This window comes from Nocardioides sp. NPDC058538 (genome assembly GCF_042719275.1).
Taxonomy (GTDB): domain Bacteria; phylum Actinomycetota; class Actinomycetes; order Propionibacteriales; family Nocardioidaceae; genus Nocardioides.
This window is the reverse complement of record NZ_JBHXNY010000006.1, coordinates 143,025-161,351: the sequence shown is the minus strand read 5'-3', so window position 1 is coordinate 161,351 and position 18,327 is coordinate 143,025. Positions and strand designations below refer to the sequence as shown.

Genomic DNA, 18,327 nt, shown 5'->3' with positions numbered 1-18,327 from the left:
TAGGTCACCACATGCTCTAGGTCGCCGGGCTGGAGCCCAGGGAGGAGGTTGGCTCCCTGGGCTGTCGGCCTGCTCCGACCAGAACCTGGAGAACGACCAGCAGGCCGAGCACCAGAGCAAGGGACCACCAGAGCCGGTCCATCGTGACGTTGTTGCCCCAGAGCAGGACCACGCCGCCCAACGCCACCGCGGCGACTCGCAGCCAGGTCACGTTGGCGGCGACCCAACGGCCCGCCCCGCCGACGGGGCTGTCCCCCAGGCGAGCGCCGACGCTCTCGAGACCCCCGCCGATGGTCGTACGTGCCGTGGTGCCGTACCTGTTGGAACCGGCGAACCAGCCGGCGAGCACGATCACCAGACCGAGCCACAGGACCACCTGCTGGCCGCGTTCCAGGTAGGAGAGCAGGGTGTCGAAGAAGACCCTGCTCGCCGGCCCGAAATCGGTGCCGGAGAGCGCGTTGATGAACATCTGCTGCCCGATGGACAGCACCCACGCCAGCAGCAGCGCGTTGACGGCCACGACCGCCCCGATCCACACCGCCATCCGTGGCCGGCGGCGGGCCAGCACCAAGGCGGCCAGGAACAGGACCCCGACCGCGGGAAGGAGCCACTGGGCCACCGGGTTCGAGAACGCGTAGATCGTGCGTACCTGCCTGAGCTGGGGTGCCTCCATCAGCACGATCTGACGGTCGGTCTCGGGGATGGGCAGGTTCTCGACGATGGTCAGACCCCGGGCGACGAGTCGCTCCTTGACCCGTTCGATGACCTCGTCGACGTCGAGCACGACCTCTTCGCCCTGGAGCGAGACGGCACCGGAGTCGTCGCCGTTCAGGATTCGCTGGAGGGTCTGCTGGGCTCTGGTGTTGGCCAGGACCCAGATGTCGGCGAACTCGTCGGAGGCGATGAACGCGCGGACCTCGCGCTCCACCAGACCGTTGATGGCCGCGGCGAGTGGCGCCACGAGCTGCTCCAGGCGCGGTCTGTCGTCGATCACGCCGGCGAACGCGGTGTTGAGGATCGCCTCGACGTCGACCTGCTGCTGGATCGCCCCGGTGACCCGGGTCGCGATCACGTCCTGCACCTCGGGGGACTCGATGAGAGGGCCGACGGTCTCGACGTACCGCTCGGCGTCGTTCAATGTGCGCTGCCCCCAGTAGGCCACCGCGGCCGGCGTGGTCAACAACCCGGCCAGCACCAGGCAGATCACCGCCGCTATCGAGCGGCCTCGTGAGGGTCGGTCTGCGGTGGTGACGACGGGGTCGTCGGTGGGTTCTCGGAGTTCGCGTGTGATGGGCGAGTCGCTCGACATGGTGGGGTCAGCTCAGTTCGTCGTCGGCCATCTGCGCGGATGCCTGTTCGATGCCGACTCCGATCGCCATGACGATGCGGCTGGTCGCCGCTGCGACCCGCGACGTCCCGACGATGGGTGCGATCGCCGCGAGCACACCGCGGGCGGCCTCGGCGTCGAGGCCGACCTCGTCGGCGATCGCGAGGTTCAACGCGTAGGAGACGGCCGGAGCATCGCTCGCGACGAGGGCAGCGAGTCGGACGAGAGCGATGGACTGTACGTCGAGGCTCGATGCCTGCACGGACTCGGCCGTCATGGTGGCCAGCAGGTCGAGGACGGGGGTGTCGGATGCGGTCATGTCTGACATGGCAACCCTTCGGTGGTCGTGGGACTGGCCTCGAACGAGGCCACTCCCCAGGCTGTCTGGCGGGTCCGCCCGAGGCATCACCCGAAGTGGACGAACCGGCCAGGTCAGCGGGTGATGTCGCGCCCGTGCACCGTCAGCGCCCAGATGACGAAGATGTCGACAGCGATGATCAGCATCGACCAGAACGGCGAGTACGGGATGAACGCGAAGTTGGCGAAGGCACTCAGTACGGCCAGGACGACTCCGATGATGCGACCCCAGACCATGCCGTTGAGCACAGCGAAGCCCGCGAACACCACGAGCAGTCCCAGCAGCAGGTGGATCCAGCCCCAGCTGGTGGCGTCGAGCTGGAGCAGGTAGTTGGGGGTCGTGACATAGAACTCGTTCTCGAAGATGGCGACCAGGCCGGAGAAGGCCTGGAAGCTTCCGGCCATGATCATCATCACGCCGGCGAACATGATGAAGCCGGTCGCCCAGCCACTGGGCGGAGGCTCCTGCGCCTGCCAGGTGGTCTCTTCGTTCAATGGGGTCTGTTCGGTCATGACGGGACGCTCCTTGGATTGCCGCCGACCACGACGGACTCGATGTCGGGTCGTGAAGTGAACCGACGATCTCAATCTGGTCGCCAGGGCCCGTTGGCGAATCATCCTCATTGTGTGAAACGTGAGGGTGTCAGGACTGAGAAGGTGGCTGAGACTCCGCCGGGCCACCCACAAGTCATCCGTCAGGGATGAGACGTCGGGCTGCCCGGATCTCTAGCGTGCGAAGGGTGGAAGACGCTGGCGAAGCCGCGCGAACGGCTGCCGGGCTCGACGACGTTCTGCTGGACGTCAAGCTTTCGGTTCCCGAGCTGCCGCTCAGACTGGTGAGCAGGGTCCCTCTGATCGAGGCGGCCCGGAGCAGCGGCGCGCAGTCGGTCGGAATCACCGCGCCCGCCGGCTACGGCAAGTCCACCCTCTTGGCGCAGTGGGCACAGGCCGAGGACCGCCCGGTCGGCTGGGTGTCGCTCGACCGCCTGGACGACGACTCCAGCGCCCTCCTCGTGCTGCTCGCCTCGGCGTACGCGCGGGCCGTGCCGGATCAGCAGGGCGTGGTCGCCGACGTGAGCGGTCTGGGCGTCTCGCCGTTGGGGCGCGCCGCACCCCACCTGGCCGCCGCCCTCAGCCGAAGCCCGAAGCCTTTCGTGCTGATGGTGGATGACCTGCACGAGCTGCACTCCTCGGCCTGCCACGATGTGCTGAGCGTGGTCATCTCCGGTGTCCCGGCCGGCTCCCAGCTGGTGTCGGCGAGCCGGGTCGAGCAGCCGCATCTGGCTCGGCTGCGCGCCTCCGGCACGGTCCTCGAGGTGCTGGGGCCCGACCTGGCGCTGGATGTGACGGGTGCCGAGCAGATCTTCACCGCGGCACAGGTGCCGCTCACGCGCGACCAGGCGCTGAGGGTGACCGAGCGGACGGAGGGTTGGGCGGCCGGCCTGCACCTGGCGGCGATGATCGCCCGGGACACGAAGCAGGACGTGTCGAGCATCTCCGGCGACGACCGGTACGTGGCCGACTACCTCTACCGGGAGTCGCTGAGCCAGCAGGACGAGGCGACGCAACGGTTCCTGCGGCGTACCGCTGTGCTCGACCGGCTCTGTGGCTCGCTGTGCGATGCGCTCTCGGGGGATACCGACGGTCAGGATCGGCTTCTCGCGCTCGAGGGATCCAACTCGTTCCTGCTCCCGCTCGACCGGCGGCGGGAGTGGTACCGCTATCACCCGCTGTATCGAGAGTTCCTGCTCGGAGAGCTGCGTCGGGTCGAACCCGAGGTCGTCGCGAAGCTGCACCTGCGGGCCGCCGACTGGTTCGAGGCCAACGAGTCTTCGGCCATGGCCCTCGAGCACCTGCTGAACACGCCCGAGCGTGATCGGTGCGTCCAGATAGCGACGCAGCTGGTGCTGCCGACCTACAGCGCCGGGCAGATGTCGACCGTGGGGCGGTGGCTGTCCGCGCTCGGAGACTCGGCCATCGAGGAACACCCTCCGTTGGCCGTACTGGCCGCCTGGATGGACGTCCTGGGTGGCGACCCCATCGGGGCGCAGCGCTGGGCTGCCGTGGCAGAGGCTGCGCAGTACGACTGGGTGCCGATGGACGGCACCGCATCGTTCGAGTCAGCGCGCGCCATGTTGCGGGCCGCCATGTGCCCGGCAGGGCCCGCGGCGATGATGCGTGATGCAGACCTCGCCATGGCACAGGAACCGCCGTGGAGCCCCTGGCGCGACACTGCCCTGTCCGGCGCTGCCGAGGCGCATCTGCTCATGGGGGACGTCGAGCGGGCCGCCGCCCTGTTCGCCGAGAGCTCCACCGCCGGAGCCGAGCTCGGCAACACCGACACCATCGTCGACGCTCAGGCCGAGCTCGCGCTGTTGGCGATGGAACACGGGAGATGGGACGAGGCGGCGGAGCGGGTGGCCCTCGCCCTCGCCGTCGTCGAGAAGCACCGGATGTACGACTACGCGATGAGCGTCCTCGCATTCGCGGCCGCTGCCCGCCTCGGGTTGCACGACGGGAATCTCGGTGAGGTGGACCGGCAGCTGACGCGGGCGATGCGTGGGCGTCCGTCCTGCACGTACGTGCTGCCGCACCTGGCCGTGCGTAGTCGCCTCCAGCTGGCCAGGGTGTTCTGGGCACGCGGCGACCAGACGTCCGCCCGGCACCTGCTGCGTGAGATCGACGACGTGCTGCAGCGCCGACCGGACCTCGGGGTGCTGGTCGACCAGGTCGCGAGGCTGCGCGCCAGGATCAGCACCTCGGAACACGTCACCGCCGGCAGGCCGCCCCTGAGCCCGGCCGAGCTGCGCCTGCTGCCCTACCTCCAGACCCACCTCACGATCGGGGAGATCGGCGAGCGACTGTTCGTCTCCCGCAACACCGTCAGCTCGCAGGTCGCCTCGATCTACCGGAAGCTGGGTGTCACGTCGCGGAGCGACGCGGTCCGGCAGGTCATCTCGATCGGGCTCCTCGGCTCCTAGTTGTGATGCCCAGCCAGATTGAACAACCTGGCTGGGCATCACAACTAGCCATCCGGCGGAGGCCAGACCCACGTCGTCGACATCGAGGTCGACCGGGTTCAGGCTCCCTTGTCGCGGAACACGTCGGAGAGCGGGTCTGCGTCGAAGTAGGCGGTCTTGATCCTCATCCACTCACCGTCGAGGACCATGTCCTTCAGGACCTCGTCGATCTGTTCCTTACGCTGGTCGCCGGAGCGGATCACGAATCCGATCGGGGCGTCCTTGACCGGGTAGACGATCGGCTCTTCCAGGGCTACGGGTGCGCCCTTGATGATCGACTGAGCGTACGGAGCTCCATGGAACAACGCGTCCGCTTCGCCTCGCCTGATCAACTCGATGGCAGCGCTCACGTCAGGGGCCCGGACGATCTCGACGTCGTGGTACTTCTCTTCGAGGTAGGACCCTTGGACGGCGCCGTCGACGACCGCGATCCTCTTCCCGTTGACGTCACCGCGCGTCCGGATGGTCGACCCCTTGGGGGTGAGGAAGGCAACGTACGTCGAGAAGTACGGCGCGCTGAAGTCGAACTCCCGCTCGAGCTCTGAGGTGCTCGTGACCTGGGCTCCGATCATGTCGATCTTGCCCGCTCGCAGGGCCGGGAAGAGCTCGTTGAATTCCATCGCCACGAACTCAGGCTCGACGCCCATGCCCACGGCGACGCTGTGCGCCATCTCGTAGTCGAAGCCCTTGGTCGCGCCGCCGCTCTCGTAGTAGACGGGCTCGGTGCTGTCGACACCGATCCGAAGGGTGTTGCTGCTGCCGGCCGCGGCGCTCGCCCCTTCGCTGGCGGATGGTGCGGGTTCCGAGAAGTGTCCGCTGAAGGCGATCACGCCCAGAAGGGCCACTGCGCCGGCGACGACCAACTTGATCTGGTTCATGTGGGGGTCCTGTTTGCTGGCGATGGCTGACATGCGAGCCCGAGCGGCAAGGCGTGAGTCAGACAACAGGACCCGTACGTCATGTGGAACCCGGCCAGACCAACAAGGCGCGAACGAGCGACGAATCCCGGGTGTCGCGGCCGGGGGATCAGCCTCGTCGCGGCAGCGGGGCTGCCCCGGCCGCGACCAGGTGCACGATGACCAGGTCGTCGGCCTCCAGCAGGGGCGCGACCATGCCGACCTCCTCGAGCAGTCGGCCGCTCATCACCGCGCCGCCGTCGTACCACGCGGGTCGCGGGCGGTCCTTGGGCGACACCGCAAGCGGCACCGGCGTCACTCGATACGCCGTCTCCGGGGCCAGGCCGGGGAACCGGATGCGGCCGGCCGGCTGGCCCAGGGTGTGGTCGAGCGCCGAGAGACGGAACAGCGCCTCGCGCTCGTCAGGGGCGACCACGCCGTCCAGCTGGAGGCCGTCGTGCAAGGTGTCCGCCCGCACGACGCGGCCGGAGTGGAGCAGGCCACGGAACCGCTTGTGCAGCGCGATCCAGGCCCGGAGCTCCTCGCGCTCCTCGTCCGCCATGGTGGTGAGGTCCCACTCGATGCCGAGGTGTCCCCACACGGCGGTGCCGGCGCGGAAGCGCAGGGGGTGCCGGCGTCCGGTGGTGTGGTCGGTGCTCGATCCCACGTGGGTGCCCATCAGCTCGGGCGGGAGGGTCAGCCCTGTCCACCGGACCAGGCGGTGTCCTTCGTGCGCATCGATGCAGTCGGAGACCCAGGCCCGGTCGGTCCGCTCGAGGACTCCCAGGTCGAGGCGCCCGCCGCCGCCGCAGCAGGCCTCGATCTCGAGCCCGGGATGCTGGGCACGGAGCGCGTCCATCAGGCGATAGGCCGCGAGTGTCTGCAGGTGCACCGCGGGCCTCTGGTCCCGGCCGCGGCCCGCGCCGGTCAGCGCACGGTTGTGGTCCCACTTGATGTAGGCGATGTCGTAGCGGTCCACCAGCGCCGAGATCTGGCCGAACACGTGGTCCCAGGCGGCCGGGTTGGAGAGGTCGAGGACGTGCTGGTCGCGCGAACTGATGCCGGGACCGGCGTGGGTGCCGAGGATCCACTCGGGATGCGCCCGGGCCACGTCGGAGTCGAGGCTGACCATCTCGGGCTCGAACCACAGCCCGAACTCCATGCCCAGGCCGTGCACGGTCTTCACCAGCTCGGTGAGCCCTTCGGGGAACACGTCCTCGTCCACGACCCAGTCACCCAGGGAGCTCGTGGCGTCGCGCCGTCCCTTGAACCAGCCGTCATCGAGGACGTAGCGCTCGACGCCCAGCTCGGCAGCACGCTCGGCGAGCTCGACGAGCTTCTGCATGCCCATGTCGAAGTAGACCGCCTCCCAGGTGTTGAGGAGTACGGGTCGCACGCGCCGCGGGTGCACGTCCCGCGCCCTCAGGTGCTCGTGGAAGCGGCCGGAGAAGGCATCGAGCCCCTCGCCCCAGGAGGCGTAGAGCCAGGGCGAGGCATAGGTCTCGTCGTGGCCCAGCACCATCTCGCCGGGCATGAGCAGCTCACCTCCGCGCAGCAGCTTCCAGCCGGTGAAGGAGCTCTCGGCGCAGAGCACCTGGTTGCCGCTCCAGCCGAGGTGAACACCCCACACCCGACCCGCACGGAAGCCGAATCCGGACCGGCCCGCACACAGCACGGTGGCCGAGTCGTGGCCGGGACGACCGCCCCACGCCTCGCGGACGTGCTGTCCCTGGGTGAACGCGTGGCGCTGCGGGGTGCGCTCGTGGGCGTGCCGCCCTGCCATGTCCAGGAGCTCGTCGGCATCGGCAGGCACCGGCAGAGCCGGCTCGAGCAGCGTCACCTCGTACGGCGACGCCGCCAGGTTCCGCACGCAGGCACGCAGGCGCAACAGGCCGTTCCCGAACAGCTCGATCTCGGTGGTCACCTCCACACCGGCCGGCCCGTCCAGCGCGACGCTGGTGAGCCGGGTGCAGTCGGTCGACTCGGTGACCGTGTGGTCCACCACGTCGAAGGTGAGCGTCCAGGCCTGGCCGGCGCGGCTGCCCAGCAGACCCGGACGACCCACCCAGCCACTGGTCTGCTGCGGCAGCACGGATGCCCACGAGTGCTGATAGATCGCCCCGTCGAGGCTCGGCATCTCCAGCGAGCGGAGAAGGTCGGGAAGGTGCTCGGCCGCGGTCTCGCCGAGATCCGGTCCCCAGTGGAGGATGCACGGGAGCTCGGTGGAGTCCAGTCGGACGACCAGGCTGGTGTCGCCGCGCCGGAGGTGCGCGCCGCGGGCGGGGCGGGTCTCGCTGGTCATCGGGCGGTGCGGGTGAACACGGCCACCCCGGAGCCCGCCAGCTCGGCGACGCCACGATCGGCACCCGAGGAGAACACCGGCTCGCCGAGGTCGCCCGGCACGCCGAGGTCGACCACGTCGTCGGTCCGGTTGACCAGGAACCAGTACTCCCTCTCGCCGTCTGTGCGGATGGCGAGCTCCACCCGGCCGCGAAGCCCCGCGGGCAGCTCGCTGTCCACCCCGGCGGCCTCGAGCAGTCGGGCCAGCAGCGGCTCGAGACCATCTGCACCCAACCGGGTGGAGACGTAGGTGGCCGAGCCGCGAGCCAGGGCCCGTCGGGTCACTGCCGGGCGGCCCGCCTGCAGACCGGTCTTGTACGACGCGAGGACTTGCGTTTCGGGAGTCGTCGCGGTGATCCGGTCGGTCCACCGCGTCCCGGTACTGCCGTCGTCGAGAACGACCTCGCACCCGTCCAGGAGCGGCCCGAACTCCTCGATGCGGATGCCGAGCAGGTCGCGCAGCGCACCCGGGTAGCCACCCGGCCACACATGGTTGTTCTCGTCCACGACGCCGGAGAAGTAGGTCGTCACCAGGTGGCCACCGAGGTCGACGAACTTCCCCAACAGGTCGGCGGTCGCGGCCGGCATCACGTGCAGCACCGGCGCCACCACCACGTCGTACCCGTCGAGCGGCGCGCCGACGGGCAGGACGTCAGCCCGGACACCGAGCGCGAGGAAAGCGACGTACCAGTCGAGCGCCTCCGCCCGATGGCTCACCGAGGAGCTCGGGTTGGCCTCCAGGTCGAGGGTCCACGACGACTCGATGTCGAAGAGGATCGCCGCCCGGGCCTGCTGGCGCCGCGACCCGACGACGGAGGCGAGCCGCTCGAGGTGTCCGCCCAGTCGGACCACCGTCCGATAGACCTCGCTGTCCTCGCCGGCATGGGGCACCATCGCCGAGTGGTACTTCTCCGCGCCGGACACGGACTGCCGCCACTGGAAGAAGCAGACGGCGTCCGCACCGTGCGCCACGTGGGTGAGCGAGTCGCGCACCAGCGCGCCGTCCGCCTTGGGCGGGTTGATCGCTCGCCAGTTGACCGCGCTGGTCGAGTGCTCCATCAGGAACCACGGCTCACCGCCGGCGATGCCGCCGGTCAGGTTGGCCGAGAACGACAGCTCGTCGCGGGCGCCGTCGTCGACGAGCGTGTAGTGGTCGTTGGAGACGAAGTCGACCTCGGCCGCCCAGTCGGCGTAATCGATACCGTCGAAGTGATCCATCACCATGAAGTTCGTGGTCACCGGTACGTCGGGGGTCAGCCGGTCGAGGATCTCCCGCTCGGCGCGCAGGTAGTCCTTGAGGGCGTCGGAGGAGAATCTCTTGAAGTCGAGCTGGTGTGTCGGGTTGGGAATGGTGGGCGTCAGCCGTGGCGGCAGCACCTCGCGCCAGTCGCTGTAGCGCTGCGACCAGAACGCGGTGCCCCAGGCGTGGTTGAGCCCGTCGAGGTCGCCGTACCTCTGCGACAGCCAGGTCCGGAACGCCGCCGCGGCGTCGTCGGAGTAGTCGTAGAGGTTGTGGCATCCGAGCTCGTTGGAGACGTGCCAGGCGGCGAGCGCCGGGTGATGGGCGTACCGGCTCGCCATCGCCTCGACGACAGCCAGGGCGTGCTGTCGGAACACCGGTGACGTCGGCCGCCAGTGCTGCCGGGCGCCCGGCCACATGGTCTCGCCGGTGCGCGTCACAGGAAGGATCTCCGGGTGCCCGGCGCTCAACCAGGGCGGCGGCGAGGCGGTCGCGGTGGCGAGGTCGACGGCGATGCCGTGGGCGTGCAGGAGATCCATCACCTCATCGAGCCACGCGAAGTCCCAGGTGTCCGCGGCCGGCTGCAGGCGGGCCCAGGAGAAGATCCCGAGGGAGACGATGTTCACCCCGGCCTGACGCATCAGCCGGACGTCCTCGTCCCACACCTCCCGTGCCCACTGGTCGGGGTTGTAGTCGGCCCCGAAGCCGAGCGGTCCGCGAGCGTTCTCGGTCGCGAGCGACTCGGGCCATCGCACCCAGCGGTGCGGTCGCCGGCTCATGCGGTCGTCCCGCGGGGCGGGGCGGTGCTGGCCCGGACCACCAGCCGGGGCCGCACCAGGGCCTCCTGGTGCTCGTGCTCGCCGGACTGGATCTCCCGGATCAGCGCATCGACTGCGCCCCGGCCGACCTCGTCGAACGACTGGTGAACGGTGGTCAGTGGCGGCCAGAAGTACGCCGCCTCCTCCATGTCGTCGAAGCCGACGACGCTGACGTCGTCGGGGACGCGGCGACCGCGCTCGTGCAGGGCTCTCAGGAGTCCCAGGGCCATCTGGTCGTTCGCGGTGAACACCGCGGTCACCTCCTCGTTGTCGGCCAACTGGAGGCCGGCCTCGTAGCCGGCTCCGGTCGACCAGTCGCCCGGCAGCACCGGCGGCACAGGTCGGCCGTGTGCCTCGAGCGTCTGCTGCCACGACGTCCAGCGGCGCCGCGCGGAGTAGGACAGCTCGGGCCCGGCGACGTGCCAGACGGTCTCGTGACCGAGGTCGAGCAGGTGCTCGGTGGCCAACCGTGCTCCGAGGGCCTGGTCGTTGTCGACGATCGGGTAGTCGTACTCCGCGCTGGAGTCGACCACGACCACCGGCAGTCCCTCCGGCACCGCGACGCCGTCGAGCCGGTGCGTCTCGACCAGGATGATGATGCCGTCCACCGCCTGCTCGCCGAGCTGGTCGAACGCCGCTCGAACGGCGTCCTGGGTGGCGTCGAGCACCGGCAGCAGGTTGATGGCGTACCCGGTCTGGGTGGCGGCGGCCGCGATCGCGTCGAGGGTGTGGGTGGTGCCGACGCTGGAGAGCTCGAACGCGATCACGCCGATGCTCTGGAACCGTCCGCTGCGCAGCGCACGGGCCGCCCGGTTGGGCCGGTAGCCGACCTCGCGCATCGCGGACAGGACCCGCTCCCGGGTGGCCGCGTCGACGTAGCGGGCGCCGTTCGCGACCCGCGAGACCGTCTGCCCCGAGACTCCAGCGATCCGGGCAACGTCGGCCTGTGAGGCCCCCCGCCGTGTCGCTGGTCCGCGGGCCGTGCTCTCTGTCGCCATGGACCGAATAATCCTTCCGCCAACCTGTTGACGTCAACATGTGTCGTACGTCACTGTACCTGTTGACGTTAACAGGCCGCCACGGAAAGGCGGTGAAGGGAGGCGGGACCGTGACCCAGTTGCAGAGAAGCCGGGAGACCCTCGGTGCTGGGCGACCGCCCGTGCCCGGTCGCCGGTGGTCGCGCACCGACACGAAGGGGTGGATCTTCGTCGGCCCGTTCCTGACGGTCTTCGCGCTGACCTTCCTGGCGCCGATCGGCTACGCCGCCTACCTCAGCCTCTTCCGTGCACAGGCGTTCTTCGGCACCACGGAGTTCGTCGGCCTGGACAACTACGTCGACGTGTTCACCGACGACAAGTTCTGGGACGGCTCGTTGCGGGTCCTGCTGTTCTTCGTCGTACAGGTGCCGATCATGCTCGGCCTCGCCCTGGTGGCCGCGCTGGCCATCGACAGCGCCCGGCTCTACGGCACGAGCTTCTTCCGGCTCGTGATCTTCCTGCCCTACGCCGTCCCCGGCGTCGTCGCCGTCCTGATGTGGGGGTTCATGTACGGCACCAACTTCGGGCTGGCCGCCGACCTCAACAACCTGTTCGGCACCTCGATCGTGCCCCTCAGCAGCAACTGGATGCTCGCCTCGATCGCCAACATCGTGACCTGGGAGTTCGTGGGCTACAACATGCTGATCTTCTACTCCGCGCTGCGCACCGTGCCCGGCGAGATCTACGAGGCCGCCGCGCTCGACGGCGCCGGGGCGCTGCGGACCGTGCTCTCGATCAAGATCCCGGCCCTGCGCGGGGCCATCCTGATCGCCACGATCTTCTCCATCATCGGGACCTTCCAACTCTTCAACGAGCCGAACATCCTGCGCACGCTGGAACCCAACATCATCACGACCTACTACACACCGAACCTCTATGCCTACAACCTGTCCTTCGGCGGACAGCAGTACAACTACTCGGCGACGGTCGCGATCGTGATGGGCCTGCTGACCGCGGTGATCGCGTACGCCGTCCAGCTCCGCGGCGCACGAGAGGCGATGAAGTGACGGGCCGGGTGAGCACGTCGCCGCTGGCGCCGCGACGGTCGCCGCTGGTGACCGCGCTGATGGCGCTGTTCCTCGTCTACACGCTGGTGCCGCTGGCGTGGCTGATCCTGAGCGCCACCAAGACACAGGAGGATCTGTTCTCGAGCCCCGGGCTGTGGGTCGGCGACGAGTTCGCGCTCTTCAGCAACATCCGCGACACGCTGACCTACCGCGACGGCATCTTCCTGCGCTGGCTGGCGAACACCCTTCTCTACGTCGTGGTGGGTGCCGGCGGCGCGACCCTGCTGGCCACCGCGGCGGGCTACGGCCTGGCCAAATATCGCTTCCCCGGACGCCGGACGGTCTTCGCCGTCATCATCGGCGCGGTGGCCGTGCCCGGCACCGCGCTGGCCGTCCCGACGTTCCTGATGTTCTCGAACATGGGGCTCACCAACACGGTCTGGGCGATCATCATCCCCTCGCTGATCAGCCCGTTCGGCCTGTACCTGATGTGGGTCTACGCCGCGGACGCCGTGCCGGACGAGCTGCTCGAGGCGGCGCGCATCGACGGTGCCGGCGAGATCCGGATCTTCTTCACGGTCACCCTGCGCCTGCTCGCTCCCGGCATCGTCACGGTGCTGCTCTTCGCCGTGGTCTCGACGTGGAACAACTACTTCCTGCCACTGATCATGCTGAGCGAGCCGAAGCTCTACCCGCTCACCGTGGGCCTCACCCAGTGGAGCGCCCAGGCGACGGGCGCGAACGCGCAGCCCGTCTACAACCTGGTGGTCACCGGATCCCTGCTGACCATCGTCCCGCTCGTCATCGCCTTCATCCTCCTCCAGCGGTTCTGGCAGTCCGGCCTGAGCGCGGGAAGCGTCAAACAGTGAAATGAAAGGAACGCCATGTTGATCATCAATGGGCGCAGATCCCGCCGGATCGCCCTTGTCGCGGCAGCCCTCACCGCCGCCTCCGTGCTCGCCGGCTGCGGCTCGGACGACGGAGGCGGAGGCGGCGGAGGCGGAGGTACGGCCGCAGACCTCGACGCTGCTCTCGAGGACGGGGGCACCATCACCTACTGGACGTGGACCCCGTCCGCCGAGGCTCAGGTGGCGGCGTTCGAGGACCAGTACCCGAATGTCGACGTGAAGCTCGTGAACGCCGGCACCGGCAACGACCACTACACGAAGCTGCAGAATGCGATCAAGGCCGGCTCCGGCGGCCCCGACGTGGCGCAGGTCGAGTACAAGGCGCTGCCGCAGTTCGCGCTGCCCGGCGACCTGGTCGAACTGGGTCAGTACGGCTTCGACGAATTCGAGTCGGACTACACGCCGTCGACCTGGGCCTCGGTGCAGGCCGGCGAGGGCCTCTACGGGCTGCCGCAGGACTCCGGCCCGATGGCGCTCTTCTACAACCAGCAGGTCTTCGACGAGCACAAGCTCGAGGTGCCGACCACCTGGGACGAGTACGTCGAGGCCGCCCGGACCATCAAGAAGGAGAACCCGTCGCAGTGCATCACCAACGACAGCGGTGACGCCGGGTTCACCACCAGCATGATCTGGCAGGCCGGTGGCACGCCGTTCGAGTCCGACGGCGAGAGCGTCACGATCGACCTGCAGGACGAGGGCACGCAGAAGTGGACGGGCGTGTGGAACCAGCTCATCGAGGACGAGCTGGTCTGCACCATCCCCGGCTGGACCGAGGAGTGGTACAAGGCGCTGGGAGACGGGACCATCGCGTCCATCGGTCTCGGTGCCTGGGCACCAGGCGTGTTCGAGCAGTCCGTGCCCGATGGCGCGGGCAAGTGGCGGGCCGCACCGATGCCGACGTACGACGGCCAGCCGGTGACCGCCGAGAACGGCGGCAGCACCCAGTCGGTGCTGGAGCAGAGCAAGAACCCCGCGCTGGCGGCGGCGTTCGTACGCTGGCTCAACCACGAGGAGGGCGTCGAGCCGTTCCTGGAGAGCGGCGGCTTCCCGGCCACGGTCGCGGACCTGCAGGACCCGGCGTTCGTCGACAAGAAGCTCGACTACTTCGGTGGCCAGCAGGTCAACCAGGTGCTCACCGAAGCAGCCACCCAGGTGGTCGAGGGCTGGCAGTACCTGCCCTACCAGCTCTACGCCGACACGATCTACGGCGACACCGTCGGCAAGTCCTACCAGACCCACACCGCCCTCGACGAAGGGCTGGGAGCCTGGCAGGAAGCGCTCGTGAAGTACGGCAACGAGCAGGGCTTCAGCGTCAACTGACCCACGACTGGAAAGGACCGACAGCCGCCGCACATCGCGGAACGGCGGCTGTCGGTCCCTCGCGAGAGGTAGGCATGCCCGAGTTCACGATCGGCGAGACCGACTTCCTCCTCGACGGTGAGCCGTTCCGGATCCTGTCCGGCGCGCTGCACTACTTCCGGGTCCATCCTGACCATTGGGCGGACCGGATCGAGAAGGCCAGGCTGATGGGCCTCAACACCATCGAGACCTACGTGCCGTGGAACGCGCACAGCCCTCGCCCGGGCGTCTTCGACACCGACGGCATCCTCGACCTGCCGCGGTTCCTGCGCCTGGTGGGAGAGGCCGGCCTGCACGCGATCGTGCGTCCGGGGCCGTTCATCTGTGCGGAGTGGGACAACGGCGGGCTGCCGCCCTGGCTGTTCCGGGAGCCGGGCGTCGGGATCCGCCGCCACGAGCCGCGCTTCCTCGACGAGGTCGAGAAGTACCTCGACCAGGTCCTGGCGCTCGTGCGCCCGCACCAGGTCGACCTGGGCGGACCCGTGCTGCTGGTCCAGGTGGAGAACGAGTACGGCGCGTACGGTGACGACCAGGACTACCTGCAGGCAATCGCGAACATCATCCGCGGCGCCGGCATCGGCGTGCCGCTGGTCACCGTGGACCAGCCCGTCGATGCCATGCTCGCCGCCGGTGGCCTCGACGGGGTGCTGCGTACCAGTTCCTTCGGGTCGGACAGCGTGAACCGCCTGCGCACCCTCCGCGACCACCAGCCGACCGGGCCGCTGATGTGCATGGAGTTCTGGGACGGCTGGTTCGACCACTGGGGAGGCCGGCACCACACCACCCCCGTCGAGCGGGCCGCCGAAGAGCTCGACGCCTTGCTCGCGGCCGGCGCCTCGGTCAACGTCTACATGTTCCATGGCGGCACGAACTTCGGCCTGACCAGCGGGGCCAACGACAAGGGGATCTACCGGCCGACGGTGACCTCGTACGACTACGACGCTCCCCTGGACGAGGCCGGGAACCCGACCGCGAAGTACTTCGCGTTCCGCGAGGTCATCTCTCGCTATGCGCCGGTGCCGGCCGAGGTCCCGGGCTTGGCCGGTCCCGCGCCCGAGCAGACGGTGGAGCTGGGCGAGCCGGTCCGGCTGCTCGATGACCCGGCGCGATGGGGCTCCTGGAGCAGCTGGGAGTCGCTGCCGGTGCTGGACGAGCTGGAGACGGACACTCGTCTGGCCGTCTACCGGACCGAGCTGCCGGGCGACCGCCCGGGCGTCCTCGCACTCGGCGAGGTCCGTGACCGGGCGGCCGTCTTCCTCGACGGCGCTCCGGTCGGCGTCCTCGAGCGGGAGCACGACGAGCGGGCGATCGCGCTCCCGCGTGGGCGCGGACTGGAGCTGGTCGTCGAGGACCAGGGCCGGGTCAACTACGGCGCCCGCATCGGTGAGCACAAGGGTTTGGTCGGGCCGGCTCTGCTCGACGGGGTGCCGCTCACGGACTGGGAGGTCCTGGCCATCGACCTCGACCGGGTGCCGCGCCTGTGGGAGACCGGCCCACCGGACGGCCGTGGCTCCGGAGTCGGGCCCACCGCGTGGCGCGCACTCTTCTCGGCCGAGCCCCACGTCGACCTCTTCCTCGACACCACCGCCTGGGGCAAGGGCATCGCCTGGATCAACGGCTTCTGCCTGGGCCGCTACTGGCGCCGCGGGCCGCAGCGCACTCTCTTCGTGCCGGGCCCGGTGCTGCGTCCCGAAGGCAACGAGCTGGTCGTACTGGAGCTTGAGGTGCTCGCCGATCCGACGGCCCGGTTCGTCGCCGGGCCGTCCCTGGGTCCGCTCGAGGACTGAGCCCCCGCTTGGGCCTGCGGGATCATGGAACCGTGAACCGACTTGGCGCAGCGACGAGCCCGTATCTCCAGCAGCACAAGGACAACCCTGTCGACTGGTGGGAGTGGTCACCCGAGGCGTTCGCCGAAGCGCGCGAGCGCGACGTGCCGGTGCTGCTGTCGGTCGGGTACGCCGCCTGCCACTGGTGCCATGTGATGGCTCACGAGTCGTTCGAGGACGAGACGACCGCGGCGTACATGAACGAGCACTTCGTCAACATCAAGGTCGACCGGGAGGAGCGGCCGGATGTGGACGCGGTCTACATGGCGGCGACGACGGCGATGACGGGGTCGGGCGGGTGGCCGATGACGGTCGTGCTCGACCACGACGGCAACCCGTTCTTCGCGGGCACCTACTTCCCCGACATGCCTCGCCACGGGCAGCCGGCGTTCACGCAGGTGCTGCAGGCGCTCTCGGAGGCGTGGACGCAGCGGCGCTCGGAGATCGGGGCGGTGGCGGAGAACGTACGTCAGCACCTGGCCAACATCTCCGGGGCGGCCGGGGCCGCGGGCGACTGGCAGGTCGACGTCGATGCCGCGGTCGAGACGCTGGCGGGGGAGTTCGATCCGATGGCGGGCGGGTTCGGAGGTGCTCCGAAGTTCCCGCCGTCGATGGTGTTGGAGTTCCTGCGGCGGGCGGCCGGCGCGCTCGGGGCGGACTCGCGGGTCTCGCACATGCTCTCGAGGACCGTGGCCGCGATGGCCGGCGGCGGGATCTACGACCAGGTCGGGGGCGGGTTCGCGCGCTATGCCGTCGACCGTGGCTGGGTCGTTCCGCACTTCGAGAAGATGCTGTACGACAACGCCCAGCTGGTCGGCCTCTACGCCCGCCTCGGCACCGAGCTCGGCGACCGGGTCGCCCGGGAGAGCGCCGACTGGATGATCCGCGAGCTCGGCACCGCCGAGGGTGGGTTCGCCTCCGCGCTCGACGCCGACAGCGAAGGGGTCGAGGGGAAGTTCTACGTCTGGACCCCGGGCGAGCTCGTCGACGTCCTCGGCGCCGAGGACGGAGCCTGGGCCGCGGAGGTCTTCGAGGTGACCGAGGCCGGCACCTTCGAGGAAGGTGCCTCGACCCTCCAGTTGCGCCACCGGCCCGACGACACCGAGCGGCTCGAGTCGGTCAAGGCGCGGCTCCTGGCGGCGCGTGCGGAGCGGGTGCGCCCCGCCCGCGACGACAAGGTCGTCGCGGCCTGGAACGGGCTGGCGATCAGCGGGCTGGTCGATGCCGGGCTGCTGCTGGGGGAGTCGCGCTACCTCGACGCGGCACTCGCTGCGGGGGGACTGCTGTGGGACGAGCACTGTGTTGGTCTCGGCACGCCTCCGCCGACCTCGCTTCGCTCGGTTGCTCCCTCGCTCGGCGCGCCCGGACGAGCAAGCTCGCCGGGCGACCTCACTCGGTCGCATAGCGGCTCCGGCGGCTCGACCAGCGAACTACCGTCGGTTGAGCCCGGCGAGCGCCAGCGAGCCGGTGTCGAAACCAACACAGTCCGCCTCCTCCGCGTCAGCCGCGACGGCGTGGCCGGCGCGCACGCGGGAGTGCTGGAGGACTACGGCTGCGTCGCATCGGGGTTCCTGAGCCTGACCCAGGCGACCGGCGACGCCACGTGGCTCGACCGGGCGACGGCGCTGCTCGACACCGCACTGACCCACTTCCGCTCCGAGGACGGCGGCTTCTACGACACCGCCGACGACGCGGAGGCGCTGGTCACCCGGCCCCGGGACCCCTCCGACAACGCGAGCCCCAGCGGCACCAGTGCGATGGTCCATGCGCTCGTCACCGCCCACGCGCTGACCGGAGAGGGCCGCTACCGCGCGGCCGCCGAGGAGGCGCTCGCGGCCACGAGCAACCTGATGACCAAAGCGCCCCGGTTCGCCGGCTGGTCGCTGGCGGCCGCGGTGACGTTGGCCGACGGCCCGCTCGAGATCGCGGTCGTCGGGCCGTCGGGACCCGACCGCGACGCCCTCGAGACCGCGGCCCGACGCAAGCCGGGCGCGGTGGTGGTCGTCGCCGACGAGGCTCGCGACGACATCCCGCTGCTGAGCGGCCGCACTCCCGTGGGTGGGAAGGCGGCGGCGTACGTCTGTCGGGGGTTCGTCTGCGAGCGTCCCGTCACCGCCGTGGAGGCGATCTCCTGAGGGCCCTCCTGAGCCTGTCGAAGGGCTTGTCGAAGGGATCTGGCGAGAACCCATACC

The 18,327-nt window shown here is 69.5% G+C and carries 13 protein-coding genes; 6 read left to right on the top strand and 7 right to left on the bottom strand.

Translation table 11 applies throughout. The features are described 5' to 3' along the window. Positions 1-16: 16 nt before the first annotated feature. The 3 genes from ACFWQC_RS07990 to ACFWQC_RS07980 all read right to left on the bottom strand — a co-directional run bounded on the left by ACFWQC_RS07990 (position 17) and on the right by ACFWQC_RS07980 (position 2,197). Entirely contained in the window at positions 17-1,207 is a 1,191-nt protein-coding gene (locus tag ACFWQC_RS07990; protein ID WP_378675538.1) for a hypothetical protein, read from the bottom strand. 109 nt (positions 1,208-1,316) lie between these two features. Then, positions 1,317-1,646 carry a carboxymuconolactone decarboxylase family protein gene (locus ACFWQC_RS07985; RefSeq protein ID WP_378675535.1) on the bottom strand — a complete coding sequence of 110 codons (330 nt, stop codon included), beginning with the start codon at positions 1,644-1,646 and terminating at the stop codon, positions 1,317-1,319. A gap of 113 nt (positions 1,647-1,759) precedes the next feature. Continuing rightward, entirely contained in the window at positions 1,760-2,197 is a 438-nt protein-coding gene (locus ACFWQC_RS07980) for a hypothetical protein (protein ID WP_378675533.1), read from the bottom strand. Positions 2,198-2,424: 227 nt separating this feature from the next. Here ACFWQC_RS07980 and ACFWQC_RS07975 point away from each other — a divergent pair, with 227 nt between their 5' ends. Next, positions 2,425-4,665 carry a LuxR C-terminal-related transcriptional regulator gene (locus ACFWQC_RS07975; RefSeq protein WP_378675530.1) on the top strand — a complete coding sequence of 747 codons (2,241 nt, stop codon included), beginning with the start codon at positions 2,425-2,427 and terminating at the stop codon, positions 4,663-4,665. A gap of 98 nt (positions 4,666-4,763) precedes the next feature. Here the strand turns inward: ACFWQC_RS07975 and ACFWQC_RS07970 are convergent, their stop codons facing one another. From ACFWQC_RS07970 to ACFWQC_RS07955, 4 genes are all read right to left on the bottom strand, one after another. Continuing rightward, a complete protein-coding gene (locus ACFWQC_RS07970; protein WP_378675528.1) occupies positions 4,764-5,582 on the bottom strand; it encodes a substrate-binding periplasmic protein in 819 nt (272 codons plus the stop codon). A 148-nt stretch (positions 5,583-5,730) separates the two neighbouring features. Beyond that, on the bottom strand, positions 5,731-7,902 hold the full coding sequence (locus ACFWQC_RS07965; RefSeq protein ID WP_378675525.1) for an alpha-galactosidase: 2,172 nt from the start codon (positions 7,900-7,902) through the stop codon (positions 5,731-5,733). Further along, complete coding sequence (locus ACFWQC_RS07960) at positions 7,899-9,959, bottom strand: beta-galactosidase (protein ID WP_378675523.1); 2,061 nt, start codon at positions 9,957-9,959, stop codon at positions 7,899-7,901. Before ACFWQC_RS07960 ends, ACFWQC_RS07965 begins: the two co-directional genes overlap by 4 nt. Beyond that, complete coding sequence (locus ACFWQC_RS07955) at positions 9,956-10,996, bottom strand: LacI family DNA-binding transcriptional regulator (protein WP_378675520.1); 1,041 nt, start codon at positions 10,994-10,996, stop codon at positions 9,956-9,958. The genes ACFWQC_RS07960 and ACFWQC_RS07955 overlap by 4 nt, the downstream gene beginning before the upstream one ends. A gap of 110 nt (positions 10,997-11,106) precedes the next feature. Here ACFWQC_RS07955 and ACFWQC_RS07950 point away from each other — a divergent pair, with 110 nt between their 5' ends. The 5 genes from ACFWQC_RS07950 to ACFWQC_RS07930 all read left to right on the top strand — a co-directional run bounded on the left by ACFWQC_RS07950 (position 11,107) and on the right by ACFWQC_RS07930 (position 18,270). Continuing rightward, positions 11,107-12,042: a carbohydrate ABC transporter permease gene (locus ACFWQC_RS07950; protein WP_378675517.1), complete on the top strand. Its 936-nt coding sequence runs from the start codon at positions 11,107-11,109 to the stop codon at positions 12,040-12,042. Between the two features lie 8 nt (positions 12,043-12,050). After that, positions 12,051-12,911, top strand: a complete 861-nt coding sequence (locus ACFWQC_RS07945) for a carbohydrate ABC transporter permease (protein ID WP_378675514.1) — start codon at positions 12,051-12,053, stop codon at positions 12,909-12,911. A gap of 15 nt (positions 12,912-12,926) precedes the next feature. Beyond that, a complete protein-coding gene (locus ACFWQC_RS07940) occupies positions 12,927-14,270 on the top strand; it encodes an ABC transporter substrate-binding protein (RefSeq protein ID WP_378675511.1) in 1,344 nt (447 codons plus the stop codon). A 74-nt stretch (positions 14,271-14,344) separates the two neighbouring features. Further along, on the top strand, positions 14,345-16,096 hold the full coding sequence (locus ACFWQC_RS07935) for a beta-galactosidase family protein (RefSeq protein WP_378675508.1): 1,752 nt from the start codon (positions 14,345-14,347) through the stop codon (positions 16,094-16,096). Between the two features lie 32 nt (positions 16,097-16,128). Beyond that, entirely contained in the window at positions 16,129-18,270 is a 2,142-nt protein-coding gene (locus tag ACFWQC_RS07930; protein ID WP_378675505.1) for a thioredoxin domain-containing protein, read from the top strand. Positions 18,271-18,327 lie beyond the last annotated feature (57 nt).